The 15,768-nt window shown below is 42.2% G+C and carries 13 protein-coding genes and 1 tRNA gene; 3 read left to right on the forward strand and 11 right to left on the reverse strand.

Annotated elements, in window-relative coordinates; translation table 11 throughout:
* Positions 1 to 394 precede the first annotated feature (394 nt).
* Both NAF19_RS03740 and NAF19_RS03745 read right to left on the reverse strand, forming a co-directional pair.
* A complete protein-coding gene (locus NAF19_RS03740) occupies positions 395 to 619 on the reverse strand; it encodes a hypothetical protein (RefSeq protein ID WP_252788431.1) in 225 nt (74 codons plus the stop codon).
* Positions 620 to 808: 189 nt separating this feature from the next.
* Positions 809 to 967 (reverse strand): hypothetical protein, encoded by a 159-nt coding sequence (locus tag NAF19_RS03745; RefSeq protein WP_252788432.1) that lies wholly within the window; start codon positions 965 to 967, stop codon positions 809 to 811.
* A gap of 252 nt (positions 968 to 1,219) precedes the next feature.
* Here NAF19_RS03745 and NAF19_RS03750 point away from each other — a divergent pair, with 252 nt between their 5' ends.
* Both NAF19_RS03750 and NAF19_RS03755 read left to right on the forward strand, forming a co-directional pair.
* Positions 1,220 to 1,744 carry a hypothetical protein gene (locus tag NAF19_RS03750; RefSeq protein WP_252788433.1) on the forward strand — a complete coding sequence of 175 codons (525 nt, stop codon included), beginning with the start codon at positions 1,220 to 1,222 and terminating at the stop codon, positions 1,742 to 1,744.
* 298 nt (positions 1,745 to 2,042) lie between these two features.
* Entirely contained in the window at positions 2,043 to 3,800 is a 1,758-nt protein-coding gene (locus tag NAF19_RS03755; RefSeq protein WP_252788435.1) for a DUF885 domain-containing protein, read from the forward strand.
* 67 nt (positions 3,801 to 3,867) lie between these two features.
* Here NAF19_RS03755 and NAF19_RS03760 read toward each other — a convergent pair whose 3' ends face one another.
* From NAF19_RS03760 to NAF19_RS03795, 8 genes are all read right to left on the reverse strand, one after another.
* Complete coding sequence (locus tag NAF19_RS03760; RefSeq protein ID WP_252788436.1) at positions 3,868 to 4,551, reverse strand: hypothetical protein; 684 nt, start codon at positions 4,549 to 4,551, stop codon at positions 3,868 to 3,870.
* Between the two features lie 240 nt (positions 4,552 to 4,791).
* Positions 4,792 to 6,807, reverse strand: coding sequence for a M1 family metallopeptidase (locus tag NAF19_RS03765; protein ID WP_252788437.1), 2,016 nt, complete (start codon positions 6,805 to 6,807; stop codon positions 4,792 to 4,794).
* A gap of 271 nt (positions 6,808 to 7,078) precedes the next feature.
* Positions 7,079 to 7,426, reverse strand: coding sequence for a Spx/MgsR family RNA polymerase-binding regulatory protein (locus tag NAF19_RS03770; protein ID WP_252788438.1), 348 nt, complete (start codon positions 7,424 to 7,426; stop codon positions 7,079 to 7,081).
* 12 nt (positions 7,427 to 7,438) lie between these two features.
* Positions 7,439 to 9,871, reverse strand: coding sequence for an outer membrane beta-barrel family protein (locus NAF19_RS03775; protein WP_252788440.1), 2,433 nt, complete (start codon positions 9,869 to 9,871; stop codon positions 7,439 to 7,441).
* A gap of 223 nt (positions 9,872 to 10,094) precedes the next feature.
* Positions 10,095 to 10,655: an aminoacyl-tRNA hydrolase gene (pth, locus tag NAF19_RS03780; RefSeq protein WP_252788441.1), complete on the reverse strand. Its 561-nt coding sequence runs from the start codon at positions 10,653 to 10,655 to the stop codon at positions 10,095 to 10,097.
* 161 nt (positions 10,656 to 10,816) lie between these two features.
* Entirely contained in the window at positions 10,817 to 11,401 is a 585-nt protein-coding gene (locus NAF19_RS03785) for a 50S ribosomal protein L25/general stress protein Ctc (RefSeq protein ID WP_252788442.1), read from the reverse strand.
* 108 nt (positions 11,402 to 11,509) lie between these two features.
* Entirely contained in the window at positions 11,510 to 12,454 is a 945-nt protein-coding gene (locus tag NAF19_RS03790; RefSeq protein ID WP_252788443.1) for a ribose-phosphate pyrophosphokinase, read from the reverse strand.
* A gap of 172 nt (positions 12,455 to 12,626) precedes the next feature.
* Positions 12,627 to 12,697: transfer RNA gene (locus tag NAF19_RS03795), tRNA-Gln, on the reverse strand.
* A 312-nt stretch (positions 12,698 to 13,009) separates the two neighbouring features.
* Between NAF19_RS03795 and NAF19_RS03800 the strand changes: the two genes are divergently transcribed.
* Positions 13,010 to 13,297, forward strand: coding sequence for a hypothetical protein (locus NAF19_RS03800; protein ID WP_252788444.1), 288 nt, complete (start codon positions 13,010 to 13,012; stop codon positions 13,295 to 13,297).
* 26 nt (positions 13,298 to 13,323) lie between these two features.
* Here the strand turns inward: NAF19_RS03800 and NAF19_RS03805 are convergent, their stop codons facing one another.
* Complete coding sequence (locus NAF19_RS03805) at positions 13,324 to 15,297, reverse strand: tetratricopeptide repeat-containing sensor histidine kinase (RefSeq protein WP_252788445.1); 1,974 nt, start codon at positions 15,295 to 15,297, stop codon at positions 13,324 to 13,326.
* Positions 15,298 to 15,768: the final 471 nt, after the last annotated feature.

Raw genomic sequence — 15,768 nt, forward strand, 5'->3', positions numbered from 1 at the left:
ACGAAATAGCTGGAACGCTTGTTACGCCTGTTATTCCCCAGTACAAACGTTACAGGTGTTACAGTGGTTTACATCAGCAATTTGTCTGAACCATGATTTTTCACAGGTGTTTATTTTTTAAGGCGTTCAAGGAGGGCTTCGCCGTTCGCATCATTAAAGTATTTGTAACGCCTGGAACGCGTGTTATTCCCCCTTACAAACGTTCCAGGCGTAACAGTGGAATAATAAGCAGGAAATTTTTTGAATGAACCGTCACCCCGGGTTTTACTGGCCGGGATGACGATTACAGGTAGATTATCTGCCGCCAAAGTACCGGTTAACAATGCGAAGGTTTGTCAGCGCAGTTTAATAAAGAAAAATATTTTCTTAAAGATTAAGTACAGCGAGAACAAATTTATTTGCCATCAAAAATATCAGATATCGAATAGCCTTTTGCCTTCCCTTCCTGTATTCTTTTAGCTTCGATTAAGCCCTGTCTTATCTCGTTCAAAAGCTTCTGCTTTTTTAATAATTCTTTATCAGAAACTACAGATATAACCTCACCGCCCATCTCTTTCACGATAGCCGACAATTTATCTTCTGCTTTTTTTGGTATCCGTATAGTCATTGTTACCATCATTAATCAAAGGTAATTGATAATATCCTCTTACTCAACATCAGCGTCATCAAAATCATCGGCATGATATACGCTAAAAAATCGGTGAAATCATCCTCAAATCGGCGTAATCCCTTCAAAAAACAGAAAGCCCCGGTTTACACTAGGGCCTTCAAAACACACCTCACTTATCCAAAAACTATAAACCTTATCTTAATTATAACCGCGATTATAATCATGGTCGTGATGCCAATGGCCCTCATGGTCATGATCCCTGTGCCCACCGCCGTAGCCTTCACGAACGATACAACCCGAGGTTACTGATACTATAGCGCATATTACCAGCGCGAATACAACAAATTTCTTTTTCATGGTGATTAGCTTTTAATTTCAATGCCTCAAATGTTGTGGCGTTTGTATGTTGGATGCTTTTAAATTGAAAAGGATTAATCGAAAAGAGAAAATACTGCCAACCCTGCTGAAAAAATCCTGTAAATATTGTTATCGTGTTAGGTGAAATCCGCCTATAATCGGTAAAATCCAAACCTTATATTTGATAATCAAAGAAATCCTGCAAATCTTGCTAATCCTTAAATCGTGTTAAATCCTTAAATCGTGTTAATTATGAAAAGAGCAGCCCTAATCATCATCGCACTATTTTTATTATCCACCAGCTTCCGCGCATCGGCACAGGTAACAACCAAATACGGCGACAACGTTAGCACGCTCGATGGCATTATTAAAGCCTTTTACGATGTGGTTAGCGTACAAAAAGGCGGTAAGGTTTATTTTGAACGCGATAGCCTGCTGCACTGGAAAGACGTAAGGGTTGGCGGCGTAAGTATGAATAAGGACGGCAAACCGGTAATCGGCTTTGTTACCCTGAAAAGGTTCCATGAACTGTCGGACCCTTATGTAGAGAAAGATGGCTTTGACGAGCGCGAAATAGCCCGCAAAACCGAGAGATTCGGCGCCATCTATCATGTTTTTAGCACTTACGAATCGCGCAACGTAGCCGGCGGACCAATAATCGACCGCGGAATAAACAGTATCGAACTATTTAACGATGGCACCCGCTTTTGGATACTGGGCTGGTTTTACGACAGCGAACGGAAGGACAACCCTATACCGGCGGAATATCTGAAATAGTTAATGATAATCAAAACTGAGGTTTAATAACAAACCCGTCATTGCGAGGAACGAAGCAACCTCTACATAGGACAATCAGGGAGGATAATGCATGTGTTAAGCATGCAGCCGCTTCTTCACGGTAGTTAAAGGTTCATGACTTGCGTAGTTCAGAGTTTGCTTCGTTCCTCGCAATGACGACATGATTAGTATATTGTTTAGGAAGATCCGGCGAAGACTTGCGATGCCAAACGACTAATTTACTAATGACAATCCAATAATTTAATCCTAAATTCGACTTTACCAATCAATGCACCTCATGAAAAAATCCATCCTGTTAATTATCCCCCTGGCAGTTTTATTTAGTTGCGAACAAAAAACCAAACAAGCGGCAGTGCCTGTTTCGGGCGATGCTGCGTTTGAAAAGTTATCGGAAAACTATTTAACAGGATTCCTGGCCTGGCGCCCGGCAAACGGCGTTGCATTGGGCTATCATCAGTATGATGGTAAGGTAACAGACATGGGTAAGGAATCTATCGGCAAAGAACTGGGGCGGTTAAAGGATTTTGACCAGCAGTTAGCCGCTACGGATACCGCATCATTAAGCACTAAAGATTTTTTTGATTTCAGGATATTGCGGTCGGCCATCAAAGACGAGATTTTCAATTTCGAGGATATGGGTCAATTCGACCGCAACCCCATGACCTACGCAGGTGCTGTTGACGTGAGCATTTACATTAAACGTAACTTCGCCCCGCTCGAAGAAAGGCTGAAATCGATAATAGCTATCGAAAAAAATGCAGCAAATGTTTTTATCGCAGCAAAAGCCAATCTTAAAGATACACTGGCCAAACCCTACGTTGAAACTGCCATTGAAATTGCACATGGCACTGCTGATTTTTTAGGTGGGGACCTAAAAATAGCTCTTAAGGATGTTAAAAATGATTCGCTGATGAAGGTTTTCAACGCGGTTAATAAAACTGCTATCGCCTCTATAAATAGCTACGCCACCTGGCTGCAAAAGCAAAAACTGCCAAAGGCGAATAACAAGTACGCTATTGGCACCATAAGCTACAAAAAGATGCTACTCTACAGCGAAGGCCTGACACTTGAGCCCGAAAAGATATTAGAGATTGGCTTAAGCGAGTTAAAAAAAGAACAAGCTGTATTTAACGCCGCTGCAAAAACCATCAACCCCAATAAAAAACCTATCGAGGTATACCAGGATCTGCAAAAGGAACACCCTACCGCCGAAAACCTGATACCCGAAGTAAGGAAAAATGTAGAAGCAATCCGCAAGTTTTTAACTGATAAAAACATTGTCTCGATGCCTGATTCGGTAAACCTGAAGGTTACGGAAACACCGCAATATGCCCGTGCAACCAGCACCGCATCAAACGATGACCCGGGGCCGTTTGAAACAAAGGCTACTGAAGCATTTTACTACGTTACCCCCGTTGATGCCAAATGGACGTCCAAACAAAAGGAAGACTGGCTGCGTCAGTTTGACTACTATACTACCGATAATATTACCATACACGAAGCATACCCCGGCCATTATGCTCAATTTCTGCACCTGAATGCTTCGCCGGCCACCAAAATTGAAAAGATATTTGGCAGCTATGCCTTTGTGGAAGGCTGGGCGCACTACTGCGAAAAAATGATGGCCGATGAAGGCTATGGCCACAATGGCGATACAGTAAAAGCAGCAAAATACAGGTTAACCCAATCGGGCGATGCATTGCTACGTTTGTGCAGGCTATGTGTTTCCATAAAAACCCATTGCCAGGGCATGAAGCTTAACGATGCCACGAAGTTTTTTATGGCCAACTGGTACCAGGGCGAAAAACCATCGTACCAGGAAGCCCTGCGCGGCACGTTCGACCCAGGCTATTTGTTTTACACCATTGGCAAGCTGGAAATACTGAAACTGCGCGCAGATTACGAAAAACAGGAAGGCGCCAACTTCTCGCTCAAAAAGTTCCATGATGAAGTGCTAAACCATGGAATGCCGCAACTGCGTTTGCTAAGAGAGGTGATGCTGAAGGATAAGAGTACGTGGGGTAATGTGATGTAGTTTTTCTTGATTTTCACCGATTGGAGAACGATTGCACCGATTTACCGAAAGTAGAATTTAACGAACGCTACTGCCCTCCCGTCAAACTCTGCGGTTTGCGTCTCTCGGGCGGTAGTGCCTGGTATTTTTTGTAGCTGTCGTTTATATACACCGCCAGCGATACATTGTTGTTTCCTTTAATAAACGCATAGGTGGGGCGGTACATCAGCATAAAGTCCTCCAGTTCAATTCCTTTCAGCGGTACTATACTGCCAACGTAAGTACGGGTAAATACTGCATCAATACGTCGCTCTTCCTGCTCCCTCTTAAAGTAACGTTTAAGCCGGCGGGCATCAGTAGCTTCCTTACCAAACCAGGTGGTTGGCGATAATACATAAAGCTTGCTCTTGGTGTATATTTCGGGATATTCTTTATGGGGATCGAATGCCTCCCGGGTTGAGTTAACCGTAACCTCGCGCAGGGCGATGGTTTTGGTAAACATTTGTATTTTTTTAGGCACCAAATCAATCACATACAAAGTATCAGACACATAACCCGGCGAATCAAATATCAGCAGGTTGCCAACTTCGGCCTTTATACTAAAGTTGCCGTTTTTATCGGTAATCCCGAGTTGTTTACTGTTGCTGTTCCTGATAAAAACATCCGCTAGTTTATTACCGCTCGCGCTTTCGTAAACAGTGCCTTTTAACAGTCCCTGTGCACTTGCAGATGTCGCTATTACAGCTAACAGCAAAATCAAAATATACCTCATTTTCATGGCAGATGAATTACACTGGTAAAATAACCTTATTTCATTAATAAAGGTTTTGATTTTAACATTTCGATAAACATTTTACACAGAAGTGGTGAATAGGGAGTGGAGAGTAGTGAATGGGTACCCTACCCTCCTATACAATCGGCCATACATAAAAAAATCGGCTGACAGTAAAATTGCCAGCCGACTTAATATGTTTAGAGGTATTCAACTATTCACCCCTCACTACTCACCAGTTTATTGCTTTTTCCAAACGTTATTGGCCTCGTTTACATCAGGGAAAACATGGTCTGGGTCATACGTAACAGACTCTATTGCTTCGGTCGAGTTGTATCTTAACCTCCAGAATTTATTGCGTTGCCACACTTCAACCGGTAGTTTTACACGGTCGGTTTTACCGCTAACGGTTTTAATTTCCAGGATAACCGGCATTACTTGTTTTTCAAGGTTATCGATGGTGATAATAGCACCTTTTGTTGGATCATTGTCTACATAGTCAACGCTGCGTACACCAACATCAAGCCTCCAGTTATTCTGGAACCAGCCTTTCCAGAACCATTGTAAACTTTCGCCCGATACGTTTTCCATAGTGCGGAAAAAGTCGTCGGGTGTAGGGTGCTTAAACGCCCATCTTTCAACGTAAGTTCTGAAAGCACGGTCGAAACGTTCAGGTCCCATTACCTGCTCACGCAGCAGTACTAATCCTGTGCTTGGTTTAAAATATTCATTCAGGCCTTTAATGTTTTCTTTGAAGCCATCGGCCTGGCTTAAAATTGGTTCAACACCAACGCGTGTCAGGGCGTCAGCAATCTTATGCAGATCAGTCGGATTCTTCTGGGCATATTCCCCTTTATTAAAGTCGTCTGTAGAAAGTGTATTAATAAAGGTATTGAAGCCTTCGTCCATCCAGCCGTGCAGCCTTTCGTTCGAGCCTACGATCATCGGGAACCAGGTATGGCCAAACTCATGGTCGTTAACACCCCAAAGGCTACCCTTTGTAGCCTTGTAGCCACAAAAAACAATACCGGGATATTCCATACCGCCAACTACACCAGCAACGGCAGTAGCAGCAGGGTAAGGATATTCGAACCATTTTTTTGAATTATATTCCAGCGATTTTTTCACGTATTCAGTTGAGCGGCCCCAGGCGTTATCGCCATCGCTCTCAACCGGATAGGCTGATATTGCTATTGTTTTCTTTCCGCTTGGCAAATCCATTTTAGCAGCATCTATAATAAACGATGCAGAAGATGCCCATGACGCGTCGCGTGCATTCTTTATTTTAAAGTGCCAGGTCAGCATCTTTTTGCCGGCCGGACGAGATGCAGGATCGGTAACTTCGGTAGCAGAGCGGATAACTACGGTTTTTTCGCTTGCAGCAGCCTGGGCCCAGCGTTTTACCTGTGCTGGTGTATAAACTTCCAGTGGGTTAACCAATTCACCCGAACCCACTACGATGTGGTTAGCAGGTGCGGTAATGGTGAAATCGAAATCGCCGTATTCCAGGTAAAATTCGCCTGCACCTAGATATGGCAGGGTGTTCCAGCCCATTACATCGTCATACACGCACATGCGCGGGTACCATTGTGCAATAGTGAATATCTTCCCGTTTTTGGTATCCAGGATACCTGTACGGTCTGAACCGTAATTTGGCGGAATAAAACTGTATTCAATTTTAAGCTTTACCTGGCCTCCTGCTGCGCCAACGCCACTTGGTAAAAATACCTGCATACGGGTATCGCTCACTTCGAACTTAACATCGGTAGCAACGCCCTTTGCGTTTAATATTTTTATCGATTTTATTTTGAAGCCGGCATCAAAAACCTGCCCGTTGCCCCAATCGCGGCTTGCCTTTACATTGCCACGCAACGGAACTATAGCCTGGCCGCGCGAATCTTCCTTAAACATGTTTTGCTCCATGTTCATCCACAAAAAGCCAAGTTTTTGCGGGCTGTTATTGGTATAGGTCAATACCTCCGAGCCGGTAATCTCATTTGTCTGGTCGTTTAGCGTAGCAGCCAATTGGTAATCAGCGCGGTTTTGCCAGTACTTTGGCCCCGGCTCGCCATCAGCAGCACGGTATTCAGTACCATTTTTGGTATAAAACGAGTACCCAAAGGTTTCGTGATTATCATAATTTGTAGCCGGCGGTGCAGCGGGCGCGTTTGGCGCTGGTGTGGTTTGCTGGGCACGGCTGATACCGGTTACAGCCAATAATGCCAGTGTAAAACCGGCTATTAGTTTTAGTTTCATTTTTTAAAAAGGTCAGTTTATAAAAATATACAGCAAGTATACTATTAATTGAGGAATGCTGCCTAAAGTAAAATAATTGTTACCGTTGGGAATTTGAAAATCACCCTTTTAGGGGGAGGATTATTGAAGTTGATTGGTTTGTGACATTGGCTTTTTAAAACCTTGAAACGGCTTTTTCCATAGCGATGGGTTTAAAACCCATCGCTATAAAAATTTAATTGAAAAATAATCTTTCGGAATTTTCCGTCTTTGCTGACTTTCCGGACTCAGCTCACTTAATAAACTTCTTACTGTACTCCACTTCATCAAAACCAAAAAACAAGAAATCGCCATCTTCAATAACAGGGCGTTTTATCATGCTGGTTTTCAGTTGCAGCAGTTGCAGGGCATCGGCTTTGGTTTTAATGCTTTCTTTTACGGCAGGGTCCAGCTGTTTCCAGGTTAGGCCCTGCTTGTTCATAAACTTTTCGTAACCGGCTTTTGCATCCCACTCGCCAAGTTTTTCGGGGCTTACGCCAAGTTTTTTAAAATCATGAAATTCGTAAGCAACATGGTTGGCCTTTAGCCAGTCGAGCGCTTTTTTTACCGTATTGCAGTTGGTTATTCCGTAAACTTTCATACCGCAAATATATTATTTTCCGGTTGTCGGTTTCTCCGCTCCTTTGGTATCATCATTATCAATGCCGCGCTGGTTCTTTTTAATCTCGGCCTTTAGTTTACCAAAGCGGTAGTTAAAGCCAAAATTGAACGAGCGCAACGGAGATTCTGAAGTATTGCTTTGGTAGAATGCAGGGTCGCGGGTGTAGCTGGTATAAGTGCGGTTTTTGCTTTGGGGGTTATTTACGTTAAAAAATATCGAACCCTTTTTATTCAGTATATCTTTTGAAGTACTGATACATGTGAACGTATTGGAGCTTGATTTACCCTGCAGTGTTATGTAAGCGCTGGAGTAGCCTGCGTTTATCCCGGCGCGCCAGGTGTCAGTTATCTTGTAGCCCATATAGGTGAAGGCATTGCCTGTTAGCCCTTTATTGCTGTAAAGCTGGTTGTTGAAATATCCTTTTATCCAAACGTTTGATACCCTGGCATTAAGGTTAAAGCTGATTTTTTTACTGATGGGATAATTAAAGCTGCCGTTAATACCCAGGTTTTTGTTGGTACCAAGGTTTTGAGGGGTACTGTAAGTAACCGTATCTACCAGCTTTGTGACGCGCTGAATTGTATTGTTGGAGAAAAAGTAGGACATGCCGATGTTGAAACCGCCTTTGCTAAACTTGCTGTAGTTAAGTTCCAGGCTGTGGTTAAGGGCAGGTTCCAGGTTGGGGTTACCCGAACTAATGAACCTCGGATTGGTTTTATCAACAAAAGGATTCAGGTCGCCAATATACGGCCGTTGTATCCTGTTGGTGAAACCAAAGTTAAGGCTGGCGTTATTTTTAAGCTTACGCTGCAACGATACCGATGGGAAAAAATTGTAATAATTTCTGTCGAGAAAGCCGCCCTGTGATAAAAAGTTTGCGTTGAGGTAAGTGCCTTCTATCCTTACACCGGCTTTTACACCCCAGTTATCTTTATTGTATTGATAGGTATTATAAAAGCCGTAAACGTTTTGATTGTAAATAAAATTATTGGTGCTTCTAGGGTCTACCGCGTATGTCTGTGTGGTATCGTTAAAAATGCTGTTCTCAAAATCGCTGATGTTGTGCCGCAATATGGCTTTAAGTCCACCCTCAATAGTGAGGTTTTTTAAGGGGTGAACATAATCTGCCTGTATATTCTGCTCACGCGATCCGGAGTTGTTAAACTGCGTATAGCTTGGCTGCCCGTAATTAAACCTATCGAAAATGCTGTTGCTGGTGGTGTTATCGCCTGGTGAGTTGGAGTACTTATAACTAAAAGTTAGCAATCGCTGTTTGCTGCTTTTAAAACCCAACTGGTAGTTAACTCCAAAATCAAACCCGTTATTTTTGTTGTGGCCGGTATTCCTTATCCGGTAGCTTTGGATAAGCGCGCCCAAATCATCAAACTCGTTCGAGAACTGGTTATTTTCACTATTGCTGTGCCCGTTGTTAAAATCGATAGAGCCGGTGATTAAGTTAAGGCTGTCAATTTCATAGCTTACCTCGGTGCTGGTATAAATATAACGACCTGAATTTACATTGGAAGAATTTTGCTTTAACAAGGTGGTATCCGGCTTATAAGAAGTCAGGTCGGACGTTGATGATGAATAGCGCTTCTTCTGGTATCCGAAACCGGTGTAATTAGTAACACCCAGTTTACCCTGTTTTATGTTGAGGTTTACGCCTCCACCGGGCCCGTAAAGCGTATTATAACGCAGGTTAACGTTGCCATTATAACCCTGGTCTATCTTTTTATTGGTGATGATATTGATTATACCTGCCAAACCCTCTGCATCATACTTTGCCGGCGGCGTGGTAATTACCTCAATTTTTTGGATGCTGCTTGCCGGCATCGACTTAAACACATCCGACGGGTTATGCGCCACCAGCGATGATGGTTTGCCGTTTATCAAAATTTTATAGTTGCTCTCGCCTTTTAGCTGGATGTTATCACTGGCGTCAACCGTTAGCAAGGGCACTTTACGCAACATATCCAGCACGTTTTGTGTTTTAGTTTCAGGGTCTGCCTGTACATCATAGGTCAGGCGGTCAATTTCCTGTTTTACCACGGGCCTCAAAGCAGTTATGGAAACTTCTTTTAGTTGATTTTTTGCAGTAGATAAAAAAATGCGACCTACGTTTACCTCTTCGTCGCCGCCGGTTATCTTTATTATTTTGTTGCCATACCCTACCGACGCCACTGTTAGCTGGTATGTTTTACCGGTGACAGTTTTTAACTCAAAAGTGCCGTCATCTTTAGTAAGACCACCACGAACCGCTTGTTTGGTTGCAGCATCGATCAGCGAAACGGTAGCGTAACCAACAGGGGTTTTTGTTGCAGAATCTATAACTGTTCCTTTAACGGTTAATGGCTTTGGCGCTGGCTGGGCAAAAACTATGGCCGAAATACAACAGCACACAGCCATCAGTAAAAAATGTTTCATTAAGGGTATTTTGATATTTGGCGCGAAGATATTACCTCTGTCCGCATAAAAAAAACGTTTTTGCCTAATTTAACTATCATTTTAGTTACGTAACGCGGTTGTTACTTTGTTGCAGTAAATATTAGGCGGTAATACGCACTAATCCAGGTTACCCAGCTAATGTTCCTGATTGTTCCGGGACGGAAAGGAGATTAAGAAAAATTTTAAACTTTTAAAAATCCGGCTATTTATTATACCACGTCATGGTAAGTTCGGCACCGATGGTGGCGTAGCTTTTTATCATTTCTATCGAGCGGTCTATTAAAGCAGGCAGTTCTGGCAGTTCATTTTTGTCAAAAGCGTCAAGTACATAATCAACCTGGCGGCCTTTCGGAAAGTTATCGCCAACGCCAAAACGCAGGCGGGCATAATTGTTATGACCAAGAGTCGCTTCAATATGTTTCAGGCCATTGTGGCCTGCGGCGCTGCCCTTGGGTTTTAGGCGCAAGGTGCCAAACGGCAGGGCGATATCGTCAACCAGCACCAACACATTTTCGATCGGAATTTTCAGGTCCTTCATCCAATGGTTAAGGGCTTTGCCGCTAAGGTTCATAAACGTTGTGGGCTTTATCAGAAACAATTTACGAGCCTTGTGACTAACCTCGGTATAGTAAGCCAGGCGCATATTATAAAACTTCGCGCCTTCCTGCTTCGCAAATTCATTTAATATCATAAAGCCTATGTTATGCCGGGTGTCGGCATATTCGGGCCCAATGTTTCCTAAACCTACAATTAAATAGTTCATGCCCCCTGGCCCCCTAAAGGGGGGAATTTATTATTGCAGCTGCGCTGCAAAATGTATAATTATTAAAACGCGAAGATATTACTTTTAACAAAAACAGCGACAAGTATAAACTTATCGCTGTTAATTTTTCCCTTTTTGCTCCCCCTTCAGGGGGTGGGGGGCTATTTTTTACCGGCAGCAGCTTCCTGCTCAGCCTGGCGCAATGCACGTGAAGTAGTTACCGAAACAATGGTATCTTCTTTAGCGTTCATAATTGTAAGCTTGTTAACTGTGATGTCGCTAACCTTTACAGATTTACCAACTTCCAAAGTTTCAATGCTTACTTCAATAGCGTCCAAATGATCTTTTGGCAATGCTTTGATGCGCAGTTTTCTTAATTTTTGCACAAGTTTACCACCTGTTTTAACACCTGGCGAAGTTCCGGTTAATTTAACAGGGATTTCGATAGTGATTGGTTTCTTCTCGTCTAACAGTAAAAAATCCACGTGGATAATTTGTTCTGTCAACGGGTGAAACTGCAGGTCTTTAATAATAGCCTGTGATTTTGTACCGGCAATGTCTAAGTTGATGAAATGAACAACCGGCGTATAAACTACGGCTTTCAAATCACTTGCGGACACTGAAAAGTGGGTTTGGGTTGGCCCACCGTAAAGTACTGCTGGCACCAGGCTCTGGTAACGCAGTTCTTTAGCGTCTCTTTTCCCTACGTTCTCTCTTGGAGAACCGCTAATAGCAATTGATTTCATTTTTATTTATTTTTATTTATTGTAAGTCCATAGTCTATAGACAATGGTTTTATTATTATTCGCTTTTCAATTTTCACCATGGACTATCGACCATGGTCTGTGGACTTCTCAGTCTACCCTAAACAACTGGCTTATCGAGCCGTGTTCGTTTACATTCATTATCGCCTTGGCAAATAAATCAGCAGTACTAAGCACTTTAACTTTATCGCTTTGGTGTTTTAACCCGATCGTATCGGTAACAATCAGTTCGGTTAATACCGAATTTTCCAGCGTTTCGTATGCTTTACCCGATAATACAGGATGCGTACAAACTGCACGTACGCTGTTAGCGCCACGTTCCATAATCAACGCTGCAGCTTTTGCCAATGTACCAGCGGTATCACATATATCATCAATCAACACTATATCCTGCCCGGTTACATCGCCAATCAGCGTCATCGACTCGATTTCGTTGGCGCGTTTTCGGCGTTTATCGCATATTACAACCTCTGCATTAAAAAACTTGGCGAAGGTACGTGCCCTGTACGAGCCACCCATGTCAGGCGACGCGATAGTCAGGTTTTTCAGCTTCAGGCTTTTTATATAAGGAACAAAAATTATTGAAGCATCAAGGTGATCAACCGGGATATCAAAAAAGCCCTGTATCTGCGCAGCGTGCAAATCCATGGTCATGATGCGGTTGATGCCTGCGGCTACCAGTAAGTTGGCAACCAGCTTTGCACCGATAGCTACACGGGGTTTATCCTTCCTGTCCTGTCTTGCCAAACCGAAATAAGGGATCACTGCTGTGACATAATGCGCCGATGCACGCCTCGCGGCATCAATCATCATCAGCAGTTCCATCAGGTTATCGGTAGGGGGGTTGGTGCTTTGTATTAAAAATACGTCGCTGCCACGTACCGATTCATTAAAATGTGGTTGAAACTCGCCATCACTAAAACGCGAAACCTCAACTTCGCCCAGCTCACGGCCGTACGACGCTGCAACTTTTTCAGCCAGTTTTTGAGTGGCCGAACCTGCAAATAATTTAACGGGGTTAAATTGTAAAGGCATTTTTGATTTCGGATTTCGGACGTTCGATTTCGGAATTATTTTTTTTTACTTCGGATTTCTTGATTCCACGCAAGTAATTTTTTAATTGCCTGCTATAAAAACAATTTCGGATTCCGCTTTTTCAACCGGAGTAAATCCGAAATAGAAAATCCGAAATCCGAAATAAAAATTGTTGCCCGACCAGGATTCGAACCTAGACAAACGGTACCAAAAACCGTCGTACTACCATTATACTATCAGGCAATCTCCTTAGGTTTGTTATCCATTCCAAAAAGGAATGCAAATATAGGAGGTTTTTTTTGTTCTCAAAAAGGTTTTTGAAAAAAAGTATTTTACAGCCATAGACTACTCGCGTTGTTTAATCAAGGCGCTATATTTGGTATAAACATAAAAGGATGATAACTGATATTGAGCAGGAGACATTGGATATACAGTGGTTTTTTTACCAACGGTAGCGAAATAGGATTCGCAGCGTCAGCAGGTGGTCAACTTCCCGGATGTATTTTAAGGAAGTCGTAAGATGAGCTTGAAATTCTAAGTAAATATTTCGGAACCATGCCACTTAACAGCGATGCTATTGTAAACGGTCGTTTAACTAAGAAAGACAGAGGGCCGGACAACCAATTTGTTTCCTGTTTCCTGGAAATGTCGAGACGTGAGTTATTCTCATTTGATAAAACAGTCCCGGGCAATTTCGCCGACACCGGATACAGATTAATATCGAGGCCAGCCTGCCCGGTAAATTTAAAATCTTTGCCGGGTAATATTCTATCACTCTTGAAAAGCGCTTTTATAAATAATGAAATGCCGGAAACTTTTGACATCAGCGATTTTGGTGATTAAGACTATCTGAACACAGAACGTGTAAATTATATGCTGATTTCCATTTGGTAAAACACCCCGTTACTATTATTTACTACCAGGGTCGAGTTTAGTTGCCTGGCCATCAGGTTTACCAGCTTCAAGCCAAATGAGGGGGCCCTATCTTTGTTTTCGGCTTTTAGTCCCACGCCATTGTCGGCAAGGGTTAGCAATATTTTTGATTTTTCAACCAATTGCAAGGCGAGGTGTATTTCGCCATGAACCTGGCCGTTGAAGGCATATTTAAAGGCATTGGTAGTAAGCTCGTTGGCAATCAAGCCGATGGCAACTGCTTTGTCCGCCTCCAGCATAATGTTGCTTACTTCTATCCTTAAATTAATTTCGTTTTGCTTGTAACCGCCAAAAGAGTCTTTGATGTGATTTAACAGCTTGGTTAAATAATCATTCATCTCAATTTTGGTGGTAGTATTATCCAAATACAGTTTGTTATGGATCAGGTTCATCGAGGTTAACCTGGCTTCGTTTTCACGGAGGGCGTTCTTGGTATTTTCGTCGCTCAGGTTATCAATCTGCATGGTAAAAAGGCCCGAGAGTATCTGCAGGTTGTTTTTAACGCGATGGTGCAAATCCTGCATCAGGGTTTGTATGCGCTTGTTGGCTTTGTTCTTTTTGCGGAAGTTATTGTAAGCTATTACGAATAAGGCGGCGAGCAAAACCGCGGCTATGGATAAAACGACGATATACTTTGTTTGCTGGCTAACAATTTTTTGCTGCAGTTGACTCTGGACTTTGTAAGCATCTCTATCTTTTTCGGTTTGGGCAGTTTTATATTTGGTCTCCATCTCGGTGATGGCCCGATTGGCTGATATTGTAAAAAGAGAATCATTTAACTGGGCCCTCTTATCGCCATATATTACGGCGTTTTTATAGTCGCCTGATAGCTTGTATATTCTGTACTTGGTACCGTAACCCTCCATCAGCAATTCAGGTAGTCTTAAATTCTTTGCTGTGTTTATCGTAATGTTTATTGCGGCGAGTGCTTGCCCGTATTTATTTTGCCGGAGATAAATCTCTGCCATGTCTTTATTACCGCGAGCAAAATCTTCTGTCATTTCATATCTTGAAGCGATGCGCAATGACCGTTGAATGTACTTTTCAGCCTTCGGTAAATCATTTTTTATCATCCAGGACGAGCCAATATTTTGTAAGGTTAGCACCAGACTGCTCGAATCTGCACCTGTTTTGTTAAAAGAAAGCGATTTATTTAAATAATAGATCGCCGAGTCCGGCATTTTCTTTCGATAGAAAACAAACCCCATATTATTTAAAGCCTCTGCTATATCTGCTCGGTTATTAAGTTTTTGCCTCAAAGACAAGCTCTTCCTGCTATATTCAATTGCTTTTGAAAAATTCTTTTGCTCAACATAACAAAGTGCGATTGAATTAAGTGCCGCAGATAAGTAATCATTATCGCTTAAATTTTCAAAAATAGTTGAAGCCTTGATAAAGTTGCTTATGGCATCAGAATATAATGATAGTTTGCTTTCGCAATTACCAATATTCAAATACGATGTTGCGACATCGGAAAGTTTATTGATTTTTTTATATGCAACTATAGCGTTTTGATACCGATCAATCGCCTTTCTAAAAGCGCCATCATTGTAATCGGCATTCCCTAAATAAATCCAAGCATCTCCTTTAAGAGAATCGATATTATTCTTCTCTGCATTAGATAATGCACGCTTGGCATAAAATCGGCTACTGTCGTTGGTTCGTAAAATGGCGTAATACTTTGCAATGAAATTTAGACTTTTCACAGCGGCTACTTGGTTACCTGTAGATTCTGCTTTAAACAAGGCTTGCTTAGATAGGCTGAGTCCGATTATCGGATCTTTTGATAGGGTAGCTTTTTTTAACAGAGAATCAGCCGTTTGATTATTTTGGTCAAAAAGCGAAAAATTACCATTAAGCAGCGTAAACATGCCGCACAATAGTAATATCCCTTTTTTCAATAGCATCATTTAAGTTAAAATTTGATTCAGGTAATGCAAAATAAAATCCGACACCGCATGATAAAGTTTACAACTTTAAAAGTAATAAAAAAGGCCGCATTTATGTGCAGCCTTTTTTATATTATTTATTTTTAGCTATGAGGGGGCTTTTGGCCGTTTTGACCACCGTTCAAATTCGTTGAATCGACAGGAGCAAGCTTAATAATTTGATAGTTTTTTACAGGGGTTACAGTTGAGTCTTTTTTACAACCTACCATCATCGTTACAGCAAATAATATTGCTGCAAAGCATAGAAATATACGCACTTTAAATACCTCCTTTCGTTTAAGGAGGGCAGGCGTCATTGGCGGTTGGGTAGGTTCTGCCCTCTATTGCACCTGCTTGTCCGGCAATGTCTTTTTCATAATTTTGGTTATCACATATCAGTTCATGACGCCGATATTTTGTTTGAATATGGTTACGGCGGCACAAATATTGTCA

Source organism: Mucilaginibacter flavidus (assembly GCF_024055575.1).
Classification (GTDB): Bacteria; Bacteroidota; Bacteroidia; order Sphingobacteriales; family Sphingobacteriaceae; genus Mucilaginibacter; species Mucilaginibacter flavidus.